This is a genomic window from Mycobacterium decipiens, assembly GCF_963853665.1.
GTDB classification, from domain to species: Bacteria; Actinomycetota; Actinomycetes; order Mycobacteriales; family Mycobacteriaceae; genus Mycobacterium; species Mycobacterium decipiens.
On record NZ_OY970459.1, the window covers coordinates 360,362 to 384,084 of the forward strand.

At 66.0% G+C, this 23,723-nt stretch carries 22 protein-coding genes and 1 pseudogene; 17 read left to right on the top strand and 6 right to left on the bottom strand.

Annotated features, from left to right (window positions below; genetic code table 11):
* Positions 1 to 10: 10 nt before the first annotated feature.
* Positions 11 to 478, bottom strand: a complete 468-nt coding sequence (gene soxR / locus AADZ55_RS01655) for a redox-sensitive transcriptional activator SoxR (RefSeq protein WP_085324019.1) — start codon at positions 476 to 478, stop codon at positions 11 to 13.
* A gap of 65 nt (positions 479 to 543) precedes the next feature.
* Between soxR and AADZ55_RS01660 the strand changes: the two genes are divergently transcribed.
* The 4 genes from AADZ55_RS01660 to AADZ55_RS01675 are packed head-to-tail and all read left to right on the top strand — an operon-like array spanning position 544 to position 4,830.
* Positions 544 to 1,260 carry an SDR family NAD(P)-dependent oxidoreductase gene (locus AADZ55_RS01660; protein ID WP_085324175.1) on the top strand — a complete coding sequence of 239 codons (717 nt, stop codon included), beginning with the start codon at positions 544 to 546 and terminating at the stop codon, positions 1,258 to 1,260.
* Positions 1,257 to 2,312 carry an S-adenosylmethionine:tRNA ribosyltransferase-isomerase gene (locus AADZ55_RS01665; RefSeq protein ID WP_085324018.1) on the top strand — a complete coding sequence of 352 codons (1,056 nt, stop codon included), beginning with the start codon at positions 1,257 to 1,259 and terminating at the stop codon, positions 2,310 to 2,312. Before AADZ55_RS01660 ends, AADZ55_RS01665 begins: the two co-directional genes overlap by 4 nt.
* Before the next feature lie 52 nt (positions 2,313 to 2,364).
* Positions 2,365 to 3,891: a fatty-acid--CoA ligase FadD4 gene (gene fadD4, locus AADZ55_RS01670; RefSeq protein WP_085324017.1), complete on the top strand. Its 1,527-nt coding sequence runs from the start codon at positions 2,365 to 2,367 to the stop codon at positions 3,889 to 3,891.
* Positions 3,892 to 3,894: 3 nt separating this feature from the next.
* Entirely contained in the window at positions 3,895 to 4,830 is a 936-nt protein-coding gene (locus tag AADZ55_RS01675; protein WP_085324016.1) for an enoyl-CoA hydratase/isomerase family protein, read from the top strand.
* A gap of 7 nt (positions 4,831 to 4,837) precedes the next feature.
* Here AADZ55_RS01675 and AADZ55_RS01680 read toward each other — a convergent pair whose 3' ends face one another.
* Complete coding sequence (locus AADZ55_RS01680; protein WP_085324015.1) at positions 4,838 to 5,254, bottom strand: CD225/dispanin family protein; 417 nt, start codon at positions 5,252 to 5,254, stop codon at positions 4,838 to 4,840.
* A gap of 224 nt (positions 5,255 to 5,478) precedes the next feature.
* Positions 5,479 to 6,636, bottom strand: coding sequence for an acyl-CoA dehydrogenase family protein (locus AADZ55_RS01685; protein WP_085324014.1), 1,158 nt, complete (start codon positions 6,634 to 6,636; stop codon positions 5,479 to 5,481).
* A gap of 46 nt (positions 6,637 to 6,682) precedes the next feature.
* Between AADZ55_RS01685 and AADZ55_RS01690 the strand changes: the two genes are divergently transcribed.
* The 3 genes and pseudogenes from AADZ55_RS01690 to AADZ55_RS01700 all read left to right on the top strand — a co-directional run bounded on the left by AADZ55_RS01690 (position 6,683) and on the right by AADZ55_RS01700 (position 10,227).
* A complete protein-coding gene (locus AADZ55_RS01690) occupies positions 6,683 to 7,693 on the top strand; it encodes a MaoC family dehydratase (RefSeq protein ID WP_085324013.1) in 1,011 nt (336 codons plus the stop codon).
* Positions 7,694 to 7,760: 67 nt separating this feature from the next.
* Complete coding sequence (locus AADZ55_RS01695; RefSeq protein WP_085324012.1) at positions 7,761 to 8,918, top strand: CoA transferase; 1,158 nt, start codon at positions 7,761 to 7,763, stop codon at positions 8,916 to 8,918.
* A pseudogene (locus AADZ55_RS01700) lies at positions 8,912 to 10,227 on the top strand (amidohydrolase family protein). Before AADZ55_RS01695 ends, AADZ55_RS01700 begins: the two are co-directional and overlap by 7 nt.
* Before the next feature lie 9 nt (positions 10,228 to 10,236).
* Here AADZ55_RS01700 and AADZ55_RS01705 read toward each other — a convergent pair.
* A complete protein-coding gene (locus tag AADZ55_RS01705; protein ID WP_085324010.1) occupies positions 10,237 to 11,142 on the bottom strand; it encodes an alpha/beta hydrolase in 906 nt (301 codons plus the stop codon).
* A gap of 105 nt (positions 11,143 to 11,247) precedes the next feature.
* Between AADZ55_RS01705 and AADZ55_RS01710 the strand changes: the two genes are divergently transcribed.
* From AADZ55_RS01710 to AADZ55_RS01755, 10 genes are all read left to right on the top strand, one after another.
* Positions 11,248 to 12,576 carry a molybdopterin-dependent oxidoreductase gene (locus AADZ55_RS01710; RefSeq protein ID WP_085324174.1) on the top strand — a complete coding sequence of 443 codons (1,329 nt, stop codon included), beginning with the start codon at positions 11,248 to 11,250 and terminating at the stop codon, positions 12,574 to 12,576.
* 1 nt (position 12,577) lies between these two features.
* Positions 12,578 to 13,129 carry a hypothetical protein gene (locus tag AADZ55_RS01715; protein WP_085324009.1) on the top strand — a complete coding sequence of 184 codons (552 nt, stop codon included), beginning with the start codon at positions 12,578 to 12,580 and terminating at the stop codon, positions 13,127 to 13,129.
* A 9-nt stretch (positions 13,130 to 13,138) separates the two neighbouring features.
* Positions 13,139 to 14,350 carry an alpha/beta hydrolase gene (locus tag AADZ55_RS01720; RefSeq protein ID WP_085324008.1) on the top strand — a complete coding sequence of 404 codons (1,212 nt, stop codon included), beginning with the start codon at positions 13,139 to 13,141 and terminating at the stop codon, positions 14,348 to 14,350.
* 43 nt (positions 14,351 to 14,393) lie between these two features.
* A complete protein-coding gene (locus AADZ55_RS01725; protein ID WP_085324007.1) occupies positions 14,394 to 15,803 on the top strand; it encodes a WS/DGAT/MGAT family O-acyltransferase in 1,410 nt (469 codons plus the stop codon).
* A 22-nt stretch (positions 15,804 to 15,825) separates the two neighbouring features.
* Positions 15,826 to 16,617 carry a crotonase/enoyl-CoA hydratase family protein gene (locus AADZ55_RS01730; RefSeq protein WP_085324006.1) on the top strand — a complete coding sequence of 264 codons (792 nt, stop codon included), beginning with the start codon at positions 15,826 to 15,828 and terminating at the stop codon, positions 16,615 to 16,617.
* Entirely contained in the window at positions 16,602 to 16,829 is a 228-nt protein-coding gene (locus AADZ55_RS01735; RefSeq protein WP_085324005.1) for a hypothetical protein, read from the top strand. Before AADZ55_RS01730 ends, AADZ55_RS01735 begins: the two co-directional genes overlap by 16 nt.
* Before the next feature lie 532 nt (positions 16,830 to 17,361).
* Positions 17,362 to 17,997, top strand: a complete 636-nt coding sequence (locus AADZ55_RS01740; RefSeq protein WP_085324004.1) for a hypothetical protein — start codon at positions 17,362 to 17,364, stop codon at positions 17,995 to 17,997.
* A gap of 279 nt (positions 17,998 to 18,276) precedes the next feature.
* Entirely contained in the window at positions 18,277 to 19,788 is a 1,512-nt protein-coding gene (locus AADZ55_RS01745; protein WP_085324003.1) for a class I adenylate-forming enzyme family protein, read from the top strand.
* Entirely contained in the window at positions 19,781 to 20,077 is a 297-nt protein-coding gene (locus tag AADZ55_RS01750) for a hypothetical protein (RefSeq protein WP_085324002.1), read from the top strand. Before AADZ55_RS01745 ends, AADZ55_RS01750 begins: the two co-directional genes overlap by 8 nt.
* Before the next feature lie 54 nt (positions 20,078 to 20,131).
* Positions 20,132 to 21,220 carry an NAD-dependent epimerase/dehydratase family protein gene (locus tag AADZ55_RS01755; protein ID WP_085324001.1) on the top strand — a complete coding sequence of 363 codons (1,089 nt, stop codon included), beginning with the start codon at positions 20,132 to 20,134 and terminating at the stop codon, positions 21,218 to 21,220.
* A 42-nt stretch (positions 21,221 to 21,262) separates the two neighbouring features.
* Here the strand turns inward: AADZ55_RS01755 and AADZ55_RS01760 are convergent, their stop codons facing one another.
* On the bottom strand, positions 21,263 to 22,711 hold the full coding sequence (locus tag AADZ55_RS01760; protein WP_085324000.1) for a cytochrome P450: 1,449 nt from the start codon (positions 22,709 to 22,711) through the stop codon (positions 21,263 to 21,265).
* A gap of 158 nt (positions 22,712 to 22,869) precedes the next feature.
* On the bottom strand, positions 22,870 to 23,439 hold the full coding sequence (locus tag AADZ55_RS01765; protein WP_085324173.1) for a TetR/AcrR family transcriptional regulator: 570 nt from the start codon (positions 23,437 to 23,439) through the stop codon (positions 22,870 to 22,872).
* Positions 23,440 to 23,723 lie beyond the last annotated feature (284 nt).

A 23,723-nucleotide genomic window follows, 5' to 3' on the forward strand; every position in this document is an offset into this window, starting at 1 on the left:
CCGGGCATCTCTACCCCGAAACCGGCTGTCGTCGCAACGATTTGGGTAGATGGACGGCGCCTGGTCCGGCTACCGCCGCCGAGTCGCCGGGATTGGATATGGCGCACCGCTTCAGCGACAGACACCCGCACCCGATGCACGAATCCAAACTGTCACGCAGCGCCATTAGCCCCGCGATCTGATCGTCGAGGCGGGCGCGCCAGTCCTTGGACAACCGGGTCCAGTCGGTGCGCGTCGGGGTACGGCCGTCTGGCAGCCTTGCCAGCGCGGCCGCGACCTCGTCCAGGCTTAGTCCGACATTACGGGCGGCTCGGATGAAGGCCAGCCGGCGCAGCATCTGTCGTTCGAATCTGCGCTGGCCGCCGCCAGTCCGAGATGCGGTGATGAGGCCCTGGCCCTCATAGAACCGGATTGCAGAAGTCGAGAAGCCGCTGCGCTTCGCCAATTCGCCGACCGTGAAAAGCTCCGCCGCGTCCATGCTGGCTACCTCGCTCGTGTGCAGGCCTTGACTTAAAGTTAACTTTAAGTAGCAGTATGCTCGGTATGACCCGATTCGAGAACACCCGTCCCGTGGCGATCATCACCGGAGCATCACGCGGCTTCGGTCGAGCGGTGACTGGCGCTTTGCTCGAGCGCGGCTGGGCCGTCGTCGGCGATGCACGCCGTGCGTCGGAACTGCAAGCCACTGCCCGGGAACTGAATTCAACGCGGCTGATCACCCTGGCCGGCGACGTCACCGACGCTTCGCATCGGGCCGCACTGGTTGCCGCCGCAGGCGATGTCGGCCCGCTTCGCCTGCTGGTGAACAACGCGAGCCGGCTAGGGCCCAGTCCGCAACCCGCCCTCTGCGACTACCCGGAAAGCGAACTGCTGCGCGTCTATCAGACCAACGTGTTCGCTCCGTTGGCGCTGATCCAGGCCGCACTGCCAGCGTTGATCGACAACGTGGGGATGATCATCAACGTCACCTCCGACGCGGCGGTCGAGCCCTACTCGGGCTGGGGTGGATACGGTTCCGCGAAGGCAGCGCTCGACCAGCTATCGGCCATCCTGGCCGCTGAGGTTTCCGCGGTTCCGGTTTACGCGTTCGACCCAGGCGACATGCGCACCGAGATGCACCAAGCCGCGTTTCCCGGTACGGATATTTCCGACCGTGTCGAACCGGAGTCCGTCGTCCCGGCGTTGCTGCGACTGATCGACACCCGGCCGGGCGCCGGACGGTACCGGGCACCCGACCTACTGTCCGCGGCGCTGCCATGACTCTTGCGAACCGTCCGCGCCCGCTGCTCCACCGGGCGGCGACATCCCACGCCACCGAACCGCCGGAAGCGCGCGGGGTCGCCCGGGACCAGGTCAGACTGCTTGTCGCCCGGCCAGACGGTGTCGACCATGCCCGGTTCGCCGACCTTGGTGATCATCTGCGACCGGGCGACCTGTTGGTGGTGAACAACTCCGCCACCCTGCCCGCCGCCGTCGACGGCCATCGCGCCGGGTATCCGGTCACCGTGCACTTCTCCTGCGCACGAGCCGCAAAGGTCTGGGTGGTGGAACTGCGACCCGCCGAGAATGCGACCGGGTACCTGCCCAATGTTCGGGTGGGCGACCGCGTGGAGATGCCCGGCGGTGGCGCGGTCGTGGTCGCGTCGTCCTATCCGAAACCCGGGGTCGCGGGCGGGCGGTTGTGGACGGCGCGGCTGGTCGTCGAGGGTGACGTGGTGGGGTACCTGGCCCGGCACGGCAGGCCGATCCGGTACTCGTACGTGCCGCACTCATGGCCGCTGCGCTACTACCAAACGGTATTCGCCCGGCGTCCGGGCAGTGCAGAAATGCCCAGCGCGGCGCGACCATTCAGTACCGAACTGGTTACCGCGCTGGTGGCCGACGGGATCGCAATCGCGCCGGTCACCCTGCACGCGGGAGTCTCCTCGGCAGAACCGGACGAGCCGCCGGCCGCCGAGCCGTTCCACGTACCACCCGCCACTGCGCGGTTGGTAAACCTCACCCGCGCGAGTGGCGGACGGGTGATCGCCGTCGGCACCACGGTGACCCGCGCGCTGGAGTCGGCGGCGAACGCCGACGGTGCGGTACGCCAAGCCGACGGGTGGACGGATTTGATGCTCGGCCCCGCCCGTTTGGGCCGGGTGGTCGACGGCCTGATCACCGGGTGGCACGATGCCGGCGCCTCGCACCTGTTGCTGCTGGAAGCGGTCGCGGGCCGCCAGCTGGTCGCCACGGCGTACCGGGAGGCCGGCGGCCACGGTTATCTCGGGCATGAGTTCGGTGACAGTGCGCTGCTGCTGCCCGGAAAGTAGCCGTTCGGTGCCCCCGTGACACCCGTCAAGGTTTGGGTCCTACAGTCGGCCCATGCAGATTCGCCAGTACACCGGCTCCAACGGCACCAACAAACCGGCAGTCATCCTGCACCCGTCCGGGACGGTGATCAGCTTCGATGAGCTGGAGGCCCGGGCCAACCGGCTGGCGCATCGGTTCCGGCGGGCCGGTCTGCGCGAGGGCGATGCCGTCGGGATCCTGATGGAAAACAACGAACACATCCACGTGGTCATGTGGGCCGCCCGCCGCAGCGGTCTGTACTACGTCCCGATCAACACCCACCTCACGCCGGCCGAGGCCGCCTACATCGTCGACAACAGCAGCGCCAAGGCAATCATCGGATCGGCGGCGCTACACGAGACCTGTGCGGGTCTGGCTGAACACCTTCCCGGGGGACTACCGAAGCTGCTGATGATTGCCGAGGGGGACCTGCCGGGATGGGACCGCTATCCGGATTGTGTCGCGGATCAGCCCGACACCCCGATCGACGACGAACGCGAGGGCGACCTGCTGCAGTATTCGTCGGGCACCACCGGCCGGCCCAAGGGAATCAAACGCGAACTGCCGCACGTCGCACCGGACGCGGCACCGGCGATGTTGTCGGCGCTGCTTGACTTTTGGCTGGACGCCGACTCGGTGTATCTGAGCCCAGCGCCGATCTATCACACCGCCCCGTCGGTGTGGTCGATGGGTGTGCAGGCCGCGGGCATCACCACCGTGGTGATGGAGAAGTTCGACCCAGAGGGTGCACTCGATGCCATCCAGCGCCATCGAGTGACCCACGCTCAATTCGTGCCGGCCATGTTCGTCCGGATGTTGAAACTTCCCGAAGACGTTCGTAATTCGTATGACCTGTCCAGCTTGAAGCGGGTGATACACGCCGCCGCGCCCTGCCCGGTGGACATCAAGAAGCAGATGATGGACTGGTGGGGACCGATCATCGACGAGTACTACGCGTCCTCGGAAGCGAGCGGGTCGACGCTGATCACCGCCCAGGACTGGCTGGCGCATCCCGGTTCGGTGGGTAAACCCATGCTGGGCGCGGTGCACGTCCTCGGCGAAGATGGCAACGAACTGCCGCCGGGTCAGCCGGGCGAGGTCTATTTCGAGGGCGGCTTCCCTTTCGAATACCTCAACGACCCCGCGAAAACCGCCGCGTCGCGGAACGAGCACGGCTGGGTGTCGGTCGGTGACATCGGCTACGTCGACGACGATGGCTACCTGTTCTTGACCGACCGGCGCCACCACATGATCATCTCCGGTGGAGTGAACATCTACCCGCAAGAGGCCGAGAACCTCTTGGTCACCCACCCCAAGGTGCTCGACGCGGCGGTGTTCGGCGTTCCCGACGGCGAGATGGGCCAATGTGTCATGGCGGCCGTGCAAACCGTCCACTCCGCCGACGCCACCGATCAGTTCGCCGACGAGTTGCTCGTCTGGTTGCGAGACCGCCTGTCGCACTTCAAGTGTCCACGATCGATCGCGTTCGAGGCGCAATTGCCGCGCACCGACACCGGAAAGCTCTACAAGGGCGAGCTGATCGAGAAGTATTCGGTGTGACCGATGCTCCGGGTGGTCGACCTGTCGAGTGCGCCGGACGCCGGCCCCGAGACGCCGCCGGGCCCGATAGTCGCTCATGGTCCGATATCGGATGAATACTGGTTGGAACACTCAACTTTCACTCTGACGGAGGAAGCCTGTCGCGACCGCAGAGTGGTCACCGTGGACTCGATACCCGAGACGCTGGCGGAGCTGACCCGGCGCTGCGAGCGCTGGCCGCACGCCAGTGCCGTGTGTGACGACGTGCTGCGCACCGTCGACCCCGATGGCGCCACGTTGACCGGCGTGGTGACTGAGTCGCTCGCCTATTCCACCTTGCAGGCCGGACCGGAGTTCGCACGCTGGCTACACGAGCGTGGCCCGGCGCAGGTGCCCGACATCGCCGATCCGGTGCGAACGCACCGCGAGGGTGACACCCTGCGGATCACGTTCAACCGGCCGCAGCGGCACAATGCGTTCTCCACCGATACCCGAGCCGCACTGCTGGAGGCGCTGACCGTTGCGCGGCTGGACGGCTCGGTCGTCGGGATCGTCTTGAGCGGCAACGGTCCATCGTTCTGCAGTGGCGGAGACCTCGCCGAATTCGGTGCCTTCGCCGACCCGGCGAGCGCGCATTTAGCTCGCACCCGGCACAGTCCCGCACTGCTGCTCGACGCGCTCACCGCCAGGCTCGGCCGGGCGTGCCGCGCCGAGGTGCACGGTCGAGTGTTGGGCGGCGGATTGGAGATGGCGGCGTTTTGCGGATGGATTGAGGCAAGGGCGGATTCGGTGTTCGGACTGCCGGAGTTGAGTCTGGGGCTGATTCCCGGCGCCGGCGGTACGGTCAGTGTTACCCGGCGGATCGGCCGCTGGCGCACGGCATATCTCGTGCTCTCCGGCGCAACTATCGACGCGGATACCGCGCTGGACTGGGGTCTGGTGGACGCGGTCTGTCGGTGAGAACGGCTCAGTAGCCGGAGTACGTGGTGGTGACCGTCGAGGGCATTTCATGGACGGCCACCGCGATGACAATGATGTAGATCACCATAAAGATCGCGGCGACCACTGCGCCGGTGATCGCGCCGATAATGGCCCACTTCTTGGCGTTGCCGGACGCGGCCTGCGCCTCGGCGAACCGCCCCTGCGCCCATAGCCCGGACACCTTGGTGGAGTACACGATCGACACGATTCCGAATGGGAGGCAACACAGCACGGTGACCAGAATTGCCCAGACGAGGTAGTTGTCCGGCTCCTGCTGATAGCCCGGATAGGCCGGATAGGCCGGCTGCTGGCCCGGATACCCGCCCGGTTGCTGGCCCTGCCAGCCCGGTTGCTGGCCCTGCCACTCTGGGGAACCCCCGTACTGCCCTGGCGGATAACTCATGGCAACTGCCTTCCCTTGGGTTCCCTCCGGTACGAACGGGTTTGCCGGTGCGCCGCTTTGCTGGTGAGAAGTCAGGTAAATATACAGCAAAGGGCGAGCTGTAGGCGGAAAGATTGCGGAGTTGATGGCTGCGTTGCCCGTGCATGAGCCGATCCGGGATGGCGTTCTCGGGCAGGGCGATTCGCCAGGGTCCGGGTCTTCGAGAAGGCCCGCGGACCAACCGGCTATAGCCCGCCCCGCGCGACCAGTTGTTCGGCAATCACGTTGCGCTGGATCTCATTGGTACCCTCGCCGACGATCATCAGGGGCGCGTCGCGGAAATACCGTTCCACGTCGTATTCGGTGGAGTAGCCGTAGCCACCGTGGATCCGCACCGCGTTCAGGGCGATTTCCATCGCGACCTCGGAGGCGAACAGCTTGGCCATACCGGCCTCCATGTCGCACCGTTGACCGCTGTCGTAACGTTCGGCGGCATAGCGGGTGAGCTGACGCGCCGCGGCGAGCTTGGTCGCCATGTCGGCCAGGTAATTGCCGACCGCCTGATGCTTCCAGATCGGCCGGCCAAAGCTTTCCCGCTGCTGGGCGTAGGCCAGCGCGTCCTCGAGTGCCGCCGTCGCCACCCCCAGGGCCCGGGCGGCCACTTGGATGCGGCCCGTTTCAAGTCCCTTCATCATTTGCGAAAAGCCTTGCCCCAGGTCGCCGCCCAGGATCGCCGACACCGGCACCCGGAAGTTGTCGAACGACAGCTCGCAGGATTCGACGCCCTTGTAGCCCAGCTTGGGTAGGTCCCGCGACACCGTCAGTCCCGGCCCGGGTTCGACCAGCACGATCGAAATGCCTTTGTGGCGCGGTGTGGCGATCGGGTCGGTCTTGCACAGCAGCGCGATCAGCCCGGATCGGCGGGCGTTGCTGATCCAGGTCTTGGCACCGTTGATGACCAACCCGCCTTGGGGGTCGGGCAGTGCGGTGGTCGACATGCTCTGCAGATCGGAGCCGCCGCCGGGCTCGGTCAAGGCCATGGTCGCCCGCAGCTCGCCCGTGGCCATCGGCGGCAGATAGGACCGCTTCTGCTCCTCGGTGCCGAACAGGGTCAGCAGCTTGGCGACGACGGTGTGCCCGCCCATCGCGCCGGCCAGGCTCATCCAGCCGCGTGCCAGCTCCTGGGTGACCTGCACGTAGCACGGCATCGACACCGGCGACCCGCCGTACTCCTCGCCGATCGCCAGGCCGTAGATGCCGATGTGTTTCATCTGCTCGATCCACGCCTCCGGGTAGGTATTGGCATGCTCAAGCTCGCGAACGGTTGGCTTCACGTCCCGGTCGATGAACGCCCGCACCGTGGCGACCAGCATCGCTTCGTCGTTGTCCAGCTCACTATTCATCTCTGCCATTGTGATATGTCACCCGGACCTGTCAGCATGTGGCCTTGTGACTAGCGGATACGCGGGGGTACGCGAGGGCGGGCCGTATTTCGACGACCTCTCGATCGGTCAGGTGTTCGACTGGGCGCCGGCGGCGACGCTGTCGTCGGGGTTGGCGGCCGCCCACCAGTCGATCGTGGGTGACCGGCTGCGACTGGCGCTGGACGCCGATCTGTGCGCCGCGGTGATCGGCATGCCCGGCCCGCTGGCGCACCCGGGCTTGGTGTGCGATGTGGCGATCGGCCAGTCAACCTTGGTGACCCAGCGGGTCAAAGCCAACCTGTTCTACCGCGGGCTTACCTTTCACCGGTTCCCGGTGATCGGCGACACCATCTACACCCGTACCGAAGTGGTGGGGCTGCGCGCTAACTCGCCCAAACCGGGCCGTGCGCCAACGGGAATGGCGGCGCTGCGGATGACCACGATCGACCACGCCGATCGATTGGTGCTCGACTTCTACCGGTGCGCGATGCTGCCCGCCAGCCCGCAGTGGCATCCCGGTGCTACGCCCGGTGATGACCTGTCCACGATCGGTGCCGACGCGGCGGCGCCGGCCGCCGATCCGACCGCGCACTGGGATGCTGAGGTCTTCCGGCGGCGGGTGCCCGGACCGCACTTCGATGCCGGCATTGCCGGTACGGTGATGCACAGCACCGGGGACCTGGTCAGCAGTGCACCAGAACTGGCTCGACTTTCTCTGAATATCGCTGCCACTCATCATGATTCGCGGGTCGGTGGCGGACGGCGCCTGGTCTACGGCGGGCACACCATCGGCCTGGCACTCGCGCAGGCCAACCGGCTGTTGCCCAACCTGGTGACGGTGCTGGGTTGGGAGTCCTGCGACCACACCGGTCCGGTTTACGAGGGTGAAACCCTCCACAGCGAACTGCACGTCGAGTCCGCGGAGACGTCCGCCAAAGGGGGCGTGCTGGGGCTGCGGTCGCTGGTCTACGCGGTCAGCGACTCGGCGGGCGAGCGGCAGGTGCTCGATTGGCGGTTCAGCGCGCTGCACTTCTAGCTTCGCGAGCGTAGCGCTGCGCAGGAGCTTTCTGTCTCGCTTTCACAGCGGGGTTACCCTCGGCGATGTGACCTGCGCGTTGGCCAAGTGGGGCAGCAGCGGGCTGGCCTACCTGACCGGGCTGCCCGACGGCCCACCCGACTTCTCCCGCGCCAACGTGTTGGGGCGCGCCGAGGAAATCGCCGCCGATGCGGCCACACTGCTGACCGGGCGGGCCGGGCTGCTCGGATTGACCCGTGGTGGGCGCGTGTCGGCCGGCGGGGCGAGTCGGTTGCTGGCGGCTCGGGATGGCTGGTGCGCGATCACGCTGTCTCGCCCCGACGACGTCGCGGCGGTTCCCGCGTTGCTGTGTGCCGATTCGGTGCCCGAAGACCCGTGGCCGATGCTGCAACGTTGGACGCGAACGCGGCCGTTGTCCGCCATCACCGAACGGGCCCAGCTGCTCGACATTCCCGCGGGCGCGCTCGGCGAGGCAAAACCCGCACCGCCGCGGATACGCCGCAGCGGGCCGCGGGCCCCGGTGCGCGGTCCGGCCGGCCTGCTGGTCGCCGACCTGTCGTCGATGTGGGCCGGCCCGCTATGTGGGCACCTGCTGGCCCGGGCGGGCGCCACCGTCGTCAAGGTGGAAAGTCCGCGCCGCCCCGACGGCACCCGCGCCGGCGATCAGGCCTTCTTCGACTGGATCAACGGTGAAAAGCTGTCCTACTGCCTCGATTTCGACCATCAGGCCGGCGAGTTGCGTGAGCTAGTGGCCGTCGCCGACATCGTGATCGAAGGGTCGCGACCTGCCGTGTTGGCCCGGCGCCGACTCGGACCCGACCACGTGCCGGCTCGGGCCGGGCGAATCTGGCTGCGGATCACCGGGCATGGCGCACACGCCGGACGGCCGGCGTTCGGCGACGATGCCGCCGTGGCCGGCGGGTTGGTCGGCGGCGGTCCCGATGGGCCGGTGTTCTGTGCGGACGCGATCGCCGACCCGCTGGCCGGCCTCGAAGCGAGTTTGGCGGTGGCCGAATCGCTACGCCGCGGCGGTGGCGAACTCATCGACGTGTCCATGGCGTCGGTCGCGGCGAGCTACGCGGCGCTGCCGGTAACGGCATCGGACTCGGCGTATCCGGCCGCACCGCCATCGGCGCCGCCAGCCGCAAGTGCAGCAGCACAGCTTGGGGCCGACAACCCCGCCGTCCGCCATCTGATCGCTGAAAGACATTGCCTATCATGCTGATTCGGCGGGCCACATTGCTGGACGGGACGACGGCCGATATCCGGGTGGGTGACCGGATCGAGGAGGTGGGCGGCGCGCTGGCCGCCACGAGCGGGGAAAGCGTGTTCGACGCCGCCGGTCGGACCGTGATACCCGGTTTGCACGACCACCACGTACACCTGCATTCGGCAGCGTCCGCGTTGGATTCGCTATTCGTAGGGCCGCCCCTGGTTCGCACCAAAGAACAACTGGCACAATCCTTATCGAGCGCGACGCCCGGCGCCGACGGGTGGATCCGCGCTGTCGGCTATCACGAGTCCGTTGCCGGGCGGTTGGACCGGAGTGCTCTCGATGCGCTACTCGGAAGCATTCCGGTGCGTGTCCAGCACCGCAGCGGCGTGCTGTGGATTCTCAACTCCGCGGCGCTGGCCCGCGTCGGCCTGGCCGAGCATGGCGACGGGCTGCTGCGCAGTGCGGATCGTGGCTGGTCCGACGCGCTACAGCGACGCGAACCCGACCTGGCCGAGCTGAGCCGCGGGCTGATCGAGATCGGTGTCACCGGAGTCACCGACGCCACTCCAGACCTCGGTGCCGACGACATGGTCTCGCTGCTGGTGGCGCACCGTCGCGGCGAGTTTCGGCCGCGGCTGCGGTTGCTGTCACCGGGTAAGAAGATCCTGCAGGACGACCAACTGGACCTGGATTCGCTCACGACCTGGATTGTCAACCAGCACAACGCCGACCGGCCGGTCGCCGTGCATTGCGTGACCGCGGCTCAACTGGTGGTCACCATCGCCGCCCTGCGGGCGGCGGGCGGCCATCGGTTCGATCGCATCGAGCATGCCGCGGTAGTGCCTGAGGACAACGTGGCCGACCTGACCGAGCTAGCAAGGTCGGGGGTCTCACGGTGGTGACACAGCCCAATTTCGTCGCCGAGCGCGGCGATCAATACCTGGCCGAGGTTCCCCCGGCCGAGCATGGTCAGCTCTGGCGGGTCGCGTCGCTGCTGAACGCACACGTGCCCGTTGCGTTGTCCACCGATATGCCTTTCGGTCACGGCGACCCGTGGGCGGCGATGCGGGCCGCCGTGCACCGCAGCACACCGAGCGGTGCCGTCCTCAACGCGGCCGAATGCATCCCGGCGCGAACGGCTTTGAACATGTTCCTGGGCTGGTCCGACAACCCGGGCCGGGAGCGGACCATCGAAACCGGACAGCCGGGTGACCTGTGTGTGCTGGCCGTGGCGCCCGCGGTGGCGCTGGCCGAGCTGGATTCGGCAATGGTGGCCGCGACGATCATCGGCGGCGAACTCGTCTATGTGGCAGTGTGATCCGAGCGATCAGCCCGGTGGGGCCAGCGCTGCTCGCAAACTGTCGCACTGGCTGGTGAAAAACCGCTGTGAAAGTGCAACGTTCGGCGCCACCAGATCAAAGCCGTGGAACGCACCCTCCACCACTTCTACCTGGCATGGCACCCCAGCGCCGGTGAGGCGTTTCGCGTAGGCCAGATCCTCGTCGTAGAAAAGGTCGTTTGTACCGACGCCTATCCAGGCCGGTGGCAGGCCGGCAAGGTCGTCGCGCCTACCCGGAACGGCCACCCCTGGGTCCGCATCGCCAAGATATGCCGTCCAGCCGAACCGATTGGACCGCGCGTTCCACAGCCGGTAGTGCGGATTGGCAGCAGGGGCCATCGAACTCCGGTCGTCGAGCATCGGGTACACCAGCAGCTGAAATGCCGGTGCGACGTCGCCGCGATCGCGAGCGAGCAGAGCCAGCGCCGCCGCGAGGCCGCCGCCGGCACTGGCACCGCCGATCGCCACCCGCGCGCGGTCCACCGCGGGCAGGCCGGCCAGCCACGTCATGGCGGAGTAGCAGTCCTCAAGCGGCGCCGGATACGGATGTTCGGGCGCCAGCCGGTATTCCACCGACGCGACGGTGATGCCCAGTCTGCTACTGAACTGGCGGCAGAGCCGGTCGTCGCTTTGCGCGGTGCCCATTACGTATCCGCCGCCGTGAATCCACAGCAGCGCGGGCGTTGGTTCGGTGACGCCCGCGGGCCGGTACAGCCGGACGCCGACCCCGGATTCCAGGGTGAGCACCTCGATATCGGCGGGTGTGCGGGATGTTCGACGCCCCATCACCGCGGTTAGGGCCCGCACGAGTGGCAGGGTCCGAGGACCGACCAGTTGTCGGGGGGTGACTACGGCGATGCGCCGCAGGTCTGGGTGGACATCGTTGCCGGACATCGGTCCAGTATGCGTGGTCGCCGTTTCGCCCCGTCGGCACGTTTCTTTTGGCAGGGTTTCTTGGCAAGCTTCGGTTTGTCCATCAAGGGATGGGGTGGTGGCCTGATGAGTGATCCAGCAGACGGCCCGGAAACCGAGAACGGCTTCGGCTTTCCCACCGGGCTATGGCGCTGGGCCCAGCGCCATAGCCCGCCGGGTTTGCAACGTCTGACCCAGTTTCGCAGCCCGCTGCGTGGTCCGTGGCTGACGTCGGTCTTCGGTTTGGTGCTGTTGGTGACGTTGCCGATCGTCATCGTCACCGGGCTACTTTCCTACGTCGCCTATGCGCCGCAGCTGGGTCAGGCCATCCCCGGCGACGTCGGCTGGCTGCGGCTACCCAGCTTCACCTGGCCGACCCGTCCGTCCTGGCTGTACCGGTTGACCCAGGGGCTGCATGTGGGGCTGGGGCTGGTACTCATTCCCGTGGTGCTGGCCAAGCTATGGTCGGTAATCCCGCGGCTGTTCGTGTGGCCGCCGGCACGCTCGATCGCCCAGTTGCTGGAACGGCTGTCGGTGCTGATGTTGGTCGGCGGGATCCTGTTCCAGATCGTCACCGGTGTGCTCAACATCCAGTACGACTACATCTTCGGGTTCAGCTTCTACACCGGCCACTATTTCGGGGCCTGGGTCTTTATCGCCGGTTTTCTGCTGCATATTGCGGTCAAGATCCCACGGATGGTCACCGGGTTGCGGTCGGTGCCGATGCGAGAGGTGTTGCGCACCAACGTGGCCGACACTCGCCCGCAGCCGCGTGACCCGGACGGCTTGGTAGCGGCCCACCCCGGTGAGCCGACGCTGAGCCGCCGCGGTGCCCTGGGATTGGTCGGTGCCGGTGTGCTGTTGATCGGCGTACTGACGGTTGGGCAAACCCTCGGCGGTATCACCCGCCGGGCCGCGCTGCTGCTGCCACGGGGTCGCGTCGCCAGCCCGGGCGACTTCCCGATCAACAAGACCGCCGCCGCCGCCGGGGTCAGACCGGCGGCCACCGGCCCGGGCTGGCGGTTGGTGCTGCGTGGCGGGCCTTCGGAGGTGGTGCTGGACCGTGCCGCGCTGGCCGGCTTGCCGCAACACACCGCCCGGTTGCCCCTCGCCTGCGTCGAGGGGTGGTCGGCCGTCCGCACCTGGGGTGGCGTGCCGCTGGCCGAGTTGGCCCTGTTGGCGGGTGTGCCGGCGGCGAGCTCGGCTCATGTCACGTCGCTGCAGCGTGGCGGGGCCTTCGGCGAGGCAAAGTTGGCGGCGAATCAGATCGCTGATCCCGATGCGCTGCTGGCGCTGCGGGTCGACGGGGCCGACCTGTCGTTGGACCACGGCTATCCCGCCCGGGTCATTGTTCCGGCCCTGCCCGGTGTGCACAACACCAAATGGGTCGCGGCCATCGAATTCCACAAGGGGTGAAATGCCCAGTATTCCAACGCTTTTCAAGGCTTCCTACGGGTCGGGTCCAATGCACCTGTTGGCGATGGTGTCCGGTTTCGCCCTGCTGGGCTACATCTTGGCCACCGTCAGGCCGTCGGAGCTGTGGAACCAGGGCACCTGGTGGCAGTCGATTGCCGTCTGGTTCGTGGCCGCGGTCGTCGCCCACGACCTGGTGCTGTTCCCGCTCTACGCGCTGGCCGACCGGATCCTGACCATGCGGGTCGGCCGGCGCGACGGCTCGGCGGCCCGCCGCCACCCAGAAGTACCGGCGCGAAACTACATTCGGATTCCAGCGCTGGCGGCCGGTTTGACGCTGGTGGTTTTTCTCCCCGGCATCATCAAGCAGGGTGCGCCGAAGTACCTGGAGGCGACCGGACAGACCCAGGACCCGTTTCTGGGCAGGTGGCTGCTGCTCACCGCGGTCCTGTTCGGGATCAGTGCGATCGCCTACTCCATCCGCCTTGTCGTCGCGCGCAGGCGCGGCGGGGATGAACAGGGTGTTCACAGGGGTGGTGCCACCGACGAGGGGTAGGCTCCCCCCATGAGGCAGCGACGCATTACCGGGCCAACTAATGCACCCTGCATCAGATGGTTCCTTCGTGCTCGCCCTGCTGACTATTTGCTGGCCCTGAGCGTTGCGGGCGCTTCGTTACCGGTGGTAGGCAAGCACCTCGAGCCGCTCGGCGCCATTACCGCCCTCGGTGTCTGGGGAGCGCGGCAGGCGCCCGCGTTCGTGTCCGCGACGGCAAGGGATTTGCTGCCGCTGGGCGTTGACGAGGATCGCCGTCAGGATCGTGCCAGCACGCAGGAGGTTTCCGTCGCGGCGTTGCGAGGCATCGTTTCGCCCGACGACCTTGCTGTCGAATGGCCGGCGCCCGAGCGCACACCGCCGGTGTGGGGAGCACTGCGTCACCGCCGGTACCTCCACCGCCGCCGCGTCCTGTATGGGGATGACCCGGCCCAGCTCCTCGACGTATGGCGCCGCAAAGATTTGCCTACCAAACCCGCACCGGTGTTGATCTTCGTCCCGGGCGGTGCCTGGGTGCACGGCAGCCGCACCATTCAGGGGCATGCGCTGCTGTCCCACCTAGCCGCGCAGGGGTGGGTGTGCCTATCGATTGACTACCGGGTCGCGCCGCACCATCGTTGGCCACGCCACATCCTCGATGTCAAGACCGCTATCGCCTGGGCGCGGGCCAACGTCGACAGGTTCGGCGGTGACCGCAACTTCATTGCGGTGGCAGGTTGTTCGGCCGGCGGCCACTTGTCCGCGCTCGCCGGGCTCACCGCCAATGACCCCCAATACCAGGCCGGTCTGCCGGAGGGCTCCGACACCTCGGTCGACGCCGTGGTGGGGATCTACGGTCGCTACGACTGGGAGGACCGCTCCACTCCGGAACGTGTCCGGTTCGTCGATTTTCTGGAGCGGGTAGTGGTCAAGCGCACGATTGACCGTCACCCGGAAGTGTTCCGCGACGCGTCGCCGATCGCGCGGGTCCACAGGAATGCACCGCCGTTCCTGGTGATCCACGGCAGTCGTGACAATGTCATCCCAGTTGAGCAGGCGCGGAGCTTCGTCGAGCGGTTACGCGCGGTCTCGCGCTCACAGGTTGGCTACGTGGAGCTGCCAGGTGCGGGCCACGGCTTCGACCTGCTCGACGGCGCTCGCACCGGCCCGACGGCGCACGCGATCGCACTGTTCCTCAACCAGGTTCACCGGAGCCGGACACAGTTCGCGAAAGAGGTCATCTAAACGCCGGCCAATTGTATGGTCGCCCTATGAGTAGGGGGCTGCGGTGAAACGGCTTAGCGGCTGGGACGCGGTACTGCTATACAGCGAGACTCCGAACGTGCACATGCACACGCTCAAGATCGCCGTGATTGAGTTGGATTCGGACAGAGGTGAATTCGGTATCGATGCCTTCCGCGAGGTGATCGCCAGCCGGCTGCACAAGCTTGAGCCATTGGGCTACCAGCTGATCGATGTCCCGTTCAAGTTCCACCACCCGATGTGGCGGGAGCACTGCGAGGTCGATCTCGACTATCACATCCGGCCCTGGCAGTTGCGTGCCCCGGGCGGTCGGCGCGAACTCGACGAGGCGGTCGGACAGATCGCCAGCACCCCGCTGGACCGCGACCACCCGCTGTGGGAGATGTATCTCGTTGAGGGACTTGCCAACCACCGGATCGCGGTGGTGGCCAAGATTCACCACGCGCTCGCCGACGGCGTCGCCTCGGCAAACCTGATGGCCCGTGGGATGGACCTGGTGCCGGGACCCGAGGGTGGCCTATATGTGCGCGATCCGGCGCCTACCAACCGGCAACTGGTGTCCACGGCGTTCGCGGACCACCTACGTCACATCGGACGGATCCCCGCGACGATCCGCTATACCGCGCAGGGTCTGGGTCGGGTGCGGCGTAGCTCGCGCAAACTCTCACCGGAATTGACCATGCCGTTTACTCCGCCGCCGACCTTCATGAATCACCGGCTCACTCCGGAGCGCAGGTTCGCCACCGCCACGTTGGCGCTGGTCGATGTGAAGGAGACGGGCAAGAAGCTGGGCGCGACGATCAACGACATGGTGCTGGCCATATCGGCCGGAGCGCTGCGTACTTTGCTGCTGCGCTATGACGGCAGGGCCGAGCCGCTGCTGGCCTCGGTTCCGGTGAGTTACGACTTCTCGCCGGAGCGGATCTCCGGGAACCATTTCACCGGAATGATGGTGGCGCTGCCCACCGACTCGGACGACCCGCTGGAAAGGGTGCGGTGCTGTCACGAAAACGCGGTCTCCGCCAAGGAGAGCCACCAGCTGTTGGGACCGGAGTTGATCAGCCGCTGGGCGGCATACTTTCCGCCGGCGGGTGCGGAAGCCCTTTTTCGGTGGTTGTCCAGCCGCGATGGACAGAACAAGGTCCTCAACTTGAATATCTCGAATGTTCCCGGTCCGCGCGAACGCGGCCGGGTGGGCGGCGCGCTGGTCACCGAAATCTATTCGGTGGGGCCGTTGACCGCGGGTAGCGGTCTGAATATCACCGTGTGGAGCTATGTCGATCAGCTCAATATCTCGGTGCTAACCGATGGTTCGACGGTCAAGGACCCGCATGAAGTGACCGAGGGGATGATCGCCGACTTCATCGACATACGCCGCGCTGCTGGGCTTTCCGAGGACCTGACGGTCATCCAGACCGCGATGGCGCAGGCATGACACGAAGGAGAATCGCGGGACAATGAATGCGGCAAGTGCAGCAGCGCCCAACAGCGAACCCGAGGTCCGAGTCGAACAGCGGGATCGGATTCTGATCATCACGATCAACCGCCCGAAGGCCAAGAACGCGGTCAACGCCGCGGTCAGCCGCGGCTTGGCCGATGCGATGGATCGGCTGGACGGCGACGCCGGCCTTTCGGTGGCGATTCTGACCGGCGCGGGCGGTTCGTTCTGCGCGGGTATGGATCTCAAGGCGTTCGCCCGGGGCGAGAACGTCGTCGTCGAGGGCCGCGGCCTCGGCTTTACCGAATGTCCGCCGGCCAAGCCGCTCATCGCGGCGGTGGAGGGCTACGCGTTGGCCGGCGGTACGGAGCTGGCTCTGGCTACCGACCTGATCGTGGCGGCCAGGGACTCGGCGTTCGGGATTCCCGAAGTCAAACGGGGTCTGGTTGCCGGTGGTGGCGGATTGCTGCGGCTGCCGGAGCGCATCCCGTATGCGATCGCGATGGAGCTGGCGTTGACGGGTGACAACCTACCGGCCGAACGCGCGCACGAGTTGGGGCTCGTCAACGTCTTGGCGGAGCCGGGAACCGCACTCGATGCGGCGATTGCGTTGGCGGAGAAGATCACCGCCAACGGGCCGCTCGCGGTCGCGGCCACCAAGCGGATTATCACCGAGTCGCGCGGCTGGAGCGCCGACACCATGTTTGCCGAGCAGATGAAGATCCTGTTGCCGGTGTTCACCTCCAACGACGCGAAGGAGGGCGCCATCGCGTTCGCCGAGAAGCGTCCGCCCCGTTGGACGGGGACCTGACCAAACCCGACGGGCCCCGACTCGTCGTCGGTGTGGGGTGGGGCGGGCCCGGGGTAGGTCTGGTGCTGGGCTCGCGCGGCGGTGCGGGTGGTCGTGCGAGCGGTGTGGTTGTGGCGGCGTTGGGTGGCGATGCGGTGGGCGCGGTCTTGGGTGCGGGTGCGGCGGCGCCGGGGCATCATGGCGGACGCATACGACCGCACCGTTCCCGGTGAGCGCTCGACCGGATCCACTACCACGAAACCGCCATCGAGAACAGTCCACGACTCCAGCCCACCATCGGGGGCCAGCACCCGCTGCACCCGCATACCACCCTCCCCCTCGCCGAACGCCACAAGCCCTGCTAGCGACGGTAACGATGGTCACCGACAACCCCAATCGCGCGGAATACCAAGCGGAACCGGTCCAATCCGCAACCGCGATACGGCCGAGCATCGAATCCTGAGGGCCATAATTGGACCGCCAAACACCCATGACCCGTCCCGGAAGCCACTGCACTACGAGCAATCGCGAGGTCTGTAGATCGGGTTTTCGTGGTGCGAGTTGCTGCATTCAAGCATCACAGCGGGAGGGTCGCTGCCAACCCAAAGGGAGTAGTCGCGCTATTCGACGGATCGGACCCGTCGGACTCGGGTCGCAAATCGTGGTGCCGCAACCCCCTAACTTAGGGTGGGTCGTTTAGCTCAGGGGTCAGCCGAGTGATACCCGGCGCGGATCTCGTGCCGGTGGTCCTAATATGCTCCCGAAATGGGCCTTTCCCTCTACACGCACTATCTTGCCGAGACGCTCGAAACCGACCCCGAACTAGCGGAGTGGTTTCGGCGAGACCTCGGCTTGGTGAACCAGATGCTCGTCGCGAAGGAGCTTCCCGCACACCATGAACCCTCCACCTATGGCACAACCAAGCGCAGGCACGTATCCGATTTCCCCTATTCCTTCTTGCACTACCTCCGGCGTGCTTTCGCGCTCTTGCATGAAGATGAGCCGCTAACGCCCCTCGCCGACGGCGAAAGACCGTCCGAGGATCCCGCCGTTGACAACGCGTCGGCGATGATGGACTCGCACCTACTGTGTCATTCGGACGCCGAAGGCTTCTACGTGCCTGTCGATTTCGATGACATCCTCTTTGATACCGAGGAGCGCGGCCTGCCAGGCGGCATCCTCGGCTCGTCACAGGGGCTGATGCGCGAGCTCATCAAGACTGCGCCGGCTCTCGGCATCGCGCTCGATGGCGGCGTCCTCTCAGATACGGAAGCCGCCCGTCTCTATGCCGAAGGCGAAGACGAGTCGACACCGTTCTGGCGCGAAAAGCTCGTATGGCTGGCGCTCTACGAGAACGCGCGCGTCTCGATCGACGACAAAACCCTCTTGGTATTCGCCTAGTTTAGTTATCGGGCATGCCGCTTATCCTCGGCGGCGCTCCAAGAATCGCCTTCTTCACGCCTCGTTATAGACACCCCAGGTATCACGCGAGGATAGATCCTCAGCTGAGCAGATCGCACTCGTCTGCTACACCGCAGACACGTTCAGCGCCGCCCTGGTGAACATGCTTTCGATCATGCCAAGCACGCCCGACATGGACGGTGGGTCAGGTTGAGGCTCGCGGGCCGAGTTACACTATGACCTAGATTTGTAAAGGGGCGGGATCCAGAGGGATCGAGGATGAGCATTTCGTTGCTTCTCGAGATGGCTGTGTCGAGCAATCCCGACCGTACGGCCCTCGTCTGTGCGGATGCCTCCGGTGACTTGCGGTGGACGACTCAGCAGCTCAGCGACCTCGCCGACGGCGGCGCGGGTGTCATCGCGGGATCGAATGCAGGGCACGTCGCCTACGTCGGCACGGGCGGTGGGATGCTGCCGCTGTTGATCTTCGCCGCGGCACGCGCCGGGTTGGCCCTCACCCCAATCAATTACCGGCTGTCCGCCGAGGGGATGCAGGCCCTACTCCGGCGGCTGCCCGAACCGCTGGTAGTCGTCGACAAGCGCTACCAGGAGATGCTCGGAGATGCCTCCGACCGGCTGATGGCCTCCGCCGAGTTCTTGGCCGCCGCGGGCAGCACCGAAGCCGTGACCGGGTTTCCCGACCCGGATGCCGCAGCGATTGTGCTGTTCACTTCGGGCACCACGGCGCAGCCCAAGGCCGTCGAACTCTCGCACCACAACCTGACCAGCTATGTCACCGGCACCGTCGAGTTCGGGTCGGCCGGCACCGATGACGCCGCCTTGATCTGTGTGCCGCCCTATCACATCGCCGGGGTCGGAGCCGCGCTGTCGAATCTGTACGCCGGGCGCAAAATGGTCTATCTGCCGAACTTCGACGCCCACGAGTGGGTCCGGCTGGCCAACGCGGAGCGGGTCACCACGGCGACGGTGGTGCCAACCATGCTGGACCGGATCGTCGCCGTGCTGGCGGAGGGCCAGCATGATCTGCCGGCGCTGCGCAACCTGGCCTATGGCGGTTCGAAGGTCGGTTTGCCGCTGATCCGCCGGGCGCTCGACCTGTTGCCGAAGGTGGGCTTCGTCAACGCCTACGGCCTGACCGAGACCAGCTCGACGATCGCGGTGCTGACCCCCGAGGACCACCGCGCGGCGCAGGTTGCGCGCGATGCCGCCGTCGCCAGGCGGCTGGGGTCGGTCGGCCGGGCGGTGCCGGGCATCGAGCTACAGATTCGCGACGACGATGGCACCGTGCTGGGGCCGGGCGGCAGCGGTGAGTTGTTCGTGCGGGGCGAACAGGTATCCGGCCGCTACACCGGGATCGGCTCGGTGCTCGACGAGAACGGTTGGTTCGGCACCAAGGACATCGCTACCCTCGACGAGGAGGGCTACCTATTTATCGCGGGACGTAGTGACGACACCATCATTCGAGGCGGTGAGAATATCGCGCCCACCGAGCTGGAGGACGTGCTGATCGAGCACCCGCACGTGCGCGAGGTCGCGGTGGTCGGTGTCGACGACGCGCAGTGGGGCCAGGCGATCGTGGCCGTGGTAGTGCCGTCGGCCGGCGCCGATCCCGACCCAGAGGAACTGCGCGAGCATGTCCGCAGGAATCTGCGCGGGTCACGTACCCCGGACCGGGTAGTGTTCCGCGATGAGCTGCCAACCACCGCCACCGGCAAGTTACTTCGCCGGGAGCTCATCGAGGACCTAGCGACGGAGCGACGAAATGATTAAGAACGGAACCCGTCTCACCAGTCAGGTGTGCGACACCCAGGTCATCGTCGTGAGAAGCGCTGACAGCCTTGATGATCTGCGCTGCGGTGGCGCACCGATGGTGACGATTGGCGCGCAGCGCTCGGGCGAACTGGACCCGGGCTTTGCCGACGGCAGCGTGATGGGCAAGCGCTACGTCGACGAAACCGGTGCCGAGGTGTTGGTGACCAAGCCGGGCGCGGGGACGCTGAGCGTCGGCAGATCCCCACTGCAACTCAAAGAGGTCAAGCCGCTACCGGCCAGCGACTAGGCCCTTCAGGACTGGATGCAGGACCCTACCGAAGTCGGACGAGGGGAGTTTGCGATGACGGGTGAGCTGGATTTGTCCGGGATCGACGTTGACACCAGCGCGCCGGTGCTGGTCACCGGCGCGACCGGATACGTAGCGGGGTGGATCGTCAAGGGCTTGCTGGACGCTGGCGTTACCGTCCACGCCGCCGTTCGTGATCCGAACAACAAGGCCAAGATTGCGCATCTTGTTGACATGGCGGAAAAGTCGCGTGGTGACGTCCGGTTCTACCGCGCTGATCTGCTCGCCGACGGCTCATACACCGAGGCGATGACGGGCTGCCGCATCGTGTTTCATACCGCATCCCCCTTCGTCCGTGCGGTTGACGATCCGCAGCGTGATTTGATCGATCCCGCGGTCAAGGGCACGGCCAACGTCTTGTCCAGCGCCAATCTCGTCACCTCGGTGTCGCGTGTCGTCTTGACCAGCTCGTGTGCGGCGATCTATACCGATGCCCTCGACTGCGAGAACGCGCCGGGCGGCATGATCACCGAGGAGATCTGGAACACGACGGCCTCGCTTACCCATGAGCCGTACAGCTACTCCAAGCTGCTCGCCGAGCGGGAAGCTTGGCGGATAGCCGAAAGCCAGAATCGCTGGCGGCTGGTCGTTATCAACCCGTCGCTGGTGATCGGTCCAGCGAAGGGGCCGGATCCGACGTCGGAAAGCTTCACCATCGTCAAGCGGATCGCGGACGGGTCGATGAAAATGGGCGCGCCTCGGCTCGGGATGGGGGTAGTGGATGTTCGTGAGGTTGCCCGGGCGCACATCGCGGCCGCCTACCTTCCGGAAGCGCTTGGGCGGCACATCGTTTCGGGTCACAACACCGACATGCTCGAGCTGGCTCAGTCGCTGCAGCCGCGGTTCGGGCGAGACTTTCCGCTGCCCCAGCGCGCGCTACCGAAGATCCTGGTGTGGCTGGTTGCCCCATTCGTTGGTCTCAGCCGTGAGTTCGTCGCCAAAAACGTTGGCCACGCTTGGCGGGCTGACAACGCAAAAAGCCAGCGCGAGCTGGGTGTCGCGTATCGGCCGTTGCGCGAGTCGATGGAAGACATGTTCGCGCAGATGATCGAGCAGAAGCTGGTGACTTCATCGGCGAACTAGAGTCGTGCGCCGGGAATTCGGTGAAGATTGCGGTGTGCGTTTCTAAGCGTGGCGCTGCAGATGGCGGCCGCGCTGGTCGATCGTGGTGAGTGAACCCGAACCAACGGTCCGCGACGCCAATGCCACCGCATCGTTCTTGAGCCTGAGCATGGCGCTTCCGGTCAGTCCGGCCTCAATGTCGCGGGACGCGCCAGGGGGAAGCGAAAACGCGAATCGCCGCGCCATAACGGCCACGGTTACAACCATCTCCGCCATGGCGAAGTGCTGCCCGTAACACACTCTGGGCCCGCCGCCGAACGGGATCCAGGCGAAACGCGGGATGTTGTCGGTGGATCCGTCGAGCCATCGATCGGGCCGGAACTCCATCGGGTGAGCGAACCAGCGCCGATCTCGCTGAGTCACCCACGGGCATACGTTAACCCGCTGTCCGGGCTGAAAGCTAAAGCCGCACAACATGGTTTGGGTCTTCACGACGTGTATTGGCAATGCGAATACGGGTGGATAGAGGCGCAGCGCCTCCTTCACCACCGCCTCGACCAACGGCAGATCCTTGATGTGACTAAAGCTCGGCGCGTCTATGCCCACTGCCTGTTGTACCTCGACCGCAACTCGGTCCTGCACGTCGGGATGACGCGCCAGCAGAGCAACGATGAATGCCAGCGAGTTCGCCGACGTCTCGTATCCGCCGAGGAACAGGTTGTGCATCTCGTCACCGAGTTGGTGCTCGGTCAGTGGCTGATCGTCCTCGTCGCGGGCATCCAGCAGGATGTCGAGCAGGTCGGCATCCCTGAGTGCCTTCAGGTTGCCGCCTTCGGTCCGGCGTTGCTCGATGATGTCGGCAAACAATGCGCGTAAGCGGTCCGACGATCTGCGTAACGCCGTCCGCAGGGGTGTGGGAACTCTTGGCGAGAGCCAGTTCCCCACGATGAATTCGATACTGTTCAACAGCAATTGGCGGTCCATCACCCGCTTGATCTCGTCGCCGGCCGCATCGGTGAGATCCGGACCGAACAGTGTTCGCGTCATGATCCGCCGGGTGAGCTGCTGCGTCTCACCCTGGATGCCCAACACATCGCCGTCGCCCCAGCGATCACACATCTCTTCGGCGCACCGGGCCATAACCGTTGTGTATCTGGCGATACTTTGCCGGTGTGTTCCGGGCTGCAGCAGTCGGCGCTGTCTTTTCCACGTAGGACCTTCGCTCATCACCAGACCGTTGTTCCCGATGATGCCGGCGTACTCCTGGAACCCGCCCGACGGCCTGCCGAGAGGTCCGCTCGCACCTGCGGATGCGAGCACCTCGCTGATGTGGTCGGGGTGGAAGAACAGCGTCTCCCGCATCGGACCGATCGACCACTCGACGACATCCCCCAAGCGGGTGAGCCCTTCGAAGAAGCCCAACCAGCCTTGGATCATCCGGCGCAGCTGGTCTGGTGATCGCAGCGGGTGAACTCTCGGCGGATGCTGCGAGGCCGCAGACCGGCGGCGCATACTCTCGTCCTTCTGTTGGCAGGCGCAAATTTTGCGCGTACTGCATCCAAGCAGCCAGAAGTGGACGACGACTGTTAGATGGCTGGGAATGGTCTGTGTTCCATCGTCGGGTTCGGCAACCGTGCAACGAGGCGACGGCGCCCGACACTACGCCCAGGTCACTCCCGCTGGGTCTTTCTGCCAGAGACGAATTCTTTTGCTGTGATGAGGAATTCGAGCTGTTCGCCAACCTCACGTAGTGGGTCGGCGCTGCGAGTCGAGCGGCACAGCACGATGGCACCCTCCAGCGCGGCGATCGACATTACCGCCAGCGACGCCGCATTCGCCTCGTCGAAACCGTCGGCGAGGAACGCGTGGGTCAATGCCGTGCACCAGCGGCCCAAGATCACACCGGCTTCGGCGGACAGCTCGGGTGCGTCCTGCGCCGAACCGATGGCGGCCGCCACCACGGGGCACCCGGCGGCAAAGTCACCGTCGACCAGCAGGCGTTCCCAGAACCGGACGAATTCACGCAGCAGGACCCTGGCGCCCCGGTCGGCGGCGGCTTCGATGATGGCGGTGATGGAGCCTCCGGCGTATTGCAGCGCCTCGGCCAGGATCTGATTACGCCCGTCGGGAAAGTGGTAGTACACCGAGCCGCGTGGGGCGCCACTGCGGGCTAGCACCGCGTCGATGGTCACACCCGCGGCCCCCCGTTCGCGCATCACCTGGGCGGCGCTGGCCAGCATCCTTTTCCGGGTACCGCCGCGCTTCGTTTGAGCGGGGTTGGCTGGCGTCATGCGGCGGGGGAGTGCCGCGCATCGGGCAATTCTGGGCTGAATCGATCGCCGGCAACATTGAACTCGATGATCCACATGGCTTCTCCCGGCAGGTGTGCTGCTCTCATGCGCCGGGGTCACCGGCCCACTACTATGCAACTTAACATATGCATTGCCGTGATACCGCGCGACGGATGGCATGAAGTACGGAAGCCTGGCTGCATCGGTAATCGGATTATGTACTATTGCATAAT

Coding starts and splice junctions, on each gene's coding strand:
- soxR (WP_085324019.1), bottom strand. CDS start 478: ATGGACGCGGCGGAGCTTTTCACGGTCGGCGAATTGGCGAAGCGCAGC.
- AADZ55_RS01660 (WP_085324175.1), top strand. CDS start 544: ATGACCCGATTCGAGAACACCCGTCCCGTGGCGATCATCACCGGAGCA.
- AADZ55_RS01665 (WP_085324018.1), top strand. CDS start 1,257: ATGACTCTTGCGAACCGTCCGCGCCCGCTGCTCCACCGGGCGGCGACA.
- fadD4 (WP_085324017.1), top strand. CDS start 2,365: ATGCAGATTCGCCAGTACACCGGCTCCAACGGCACCAACAAACCGGCA.
- AADZ55_RS01675 (WP_085324016.1), top strand. CDS start 3,895: ATGCTCCGGGTGGTCGACCTGTCGAGTGCGCCGGACGCCGGCCCCGAG.
- AADZ55_RS01680 (WP_085324015.1), bottom strand. CDS start 5,254: ATGAGTTATCCGCCAGGGCAGTACGGGGGTTCCCCAGAGTGGCAGGGC.
- AADZ55_RS01685 (WP_085324014.1), bottom strand. CDS start 6,636: ATGAATAGTGAGCTGGACAACGACGAAGCGATGCTGGTCGCCACGGTG.
- AADZ55_RS01705 (WP_085324010.1), bottom strand. CDS start 11,142: ATGTCCGGCAACGATGTCCACCCAGACCTGCGGCGCATCGCCGTAGTC.
- AADZ55_RS01710 (WP_085324174.1), top strand. CDS start 11,248: ATGAGTGATCCAGCAGACGGCCCGGAAACCGAGAACGGCTTCGGCTTT.
- AADZ55_RS01715 (WP_085324009.1), top strand. CDS start 12,578: ATGCCCAGTATTCCAACGCTTTTCAAGGCTTCCTACGGGTCGGGTCCA.
- AADZ55_RS01720 (WP_085324008.1), top strand. CDS start 13,139: ATGAGGCAGCGACGCATTACCGGGCCAACTAATGCACCCTGCATCAGA.
- AADZ55_RS01730 (WP_085324006.1), top strand. CDS start 15,826: ATGAATGCGGCAAGTGCAGCAGCGCCCAACAGCGAACCCGAGGTCCGA.
- AADZ55_RS01740 (WP_085324004.1), top strand. CDS start 17,362: ATGGGCCTTTCCCTCTACACGCACTATCTTGCCGAGACGCTCGAAACC.
- AADZ55_RS01745 (WP_085324003.1), top strand. CDS start 18,277: ATGAGCATTTCGTTGCTTCTCGAGATGGCTGTGTCGAGCAATCCCGAC.
- AADZ55_RS01750 (WP_085324002.1), top strand. CDS start 19,781: ATGATTAAGAACGGAACCCGTCTCACCAGTCAGGTGTGCGACACCCAG.
- AADZ55_RS01755 (WP_085324001.1), top strand. CDS start 20,132: ATGACGGGTGAGCTGGATTTGTCCGGGATCGACGTTGACACCAGCGCG.
- AADZ55_RS01760 (WP_085324000.1), bottom strand. CDS start 22,711: ATGCGCCGCCGGTCTGCGGCCTCGCAGCATCCGCCGAGAGTTCACCCG.
- AADZ55_RS01765 (WP_085324173.1), bottom strand. CDS start 23,439: ATGCTGGCCAGCGCCGCCCAGGTGATGCGCGAACGGGGGGCCGCGGGT.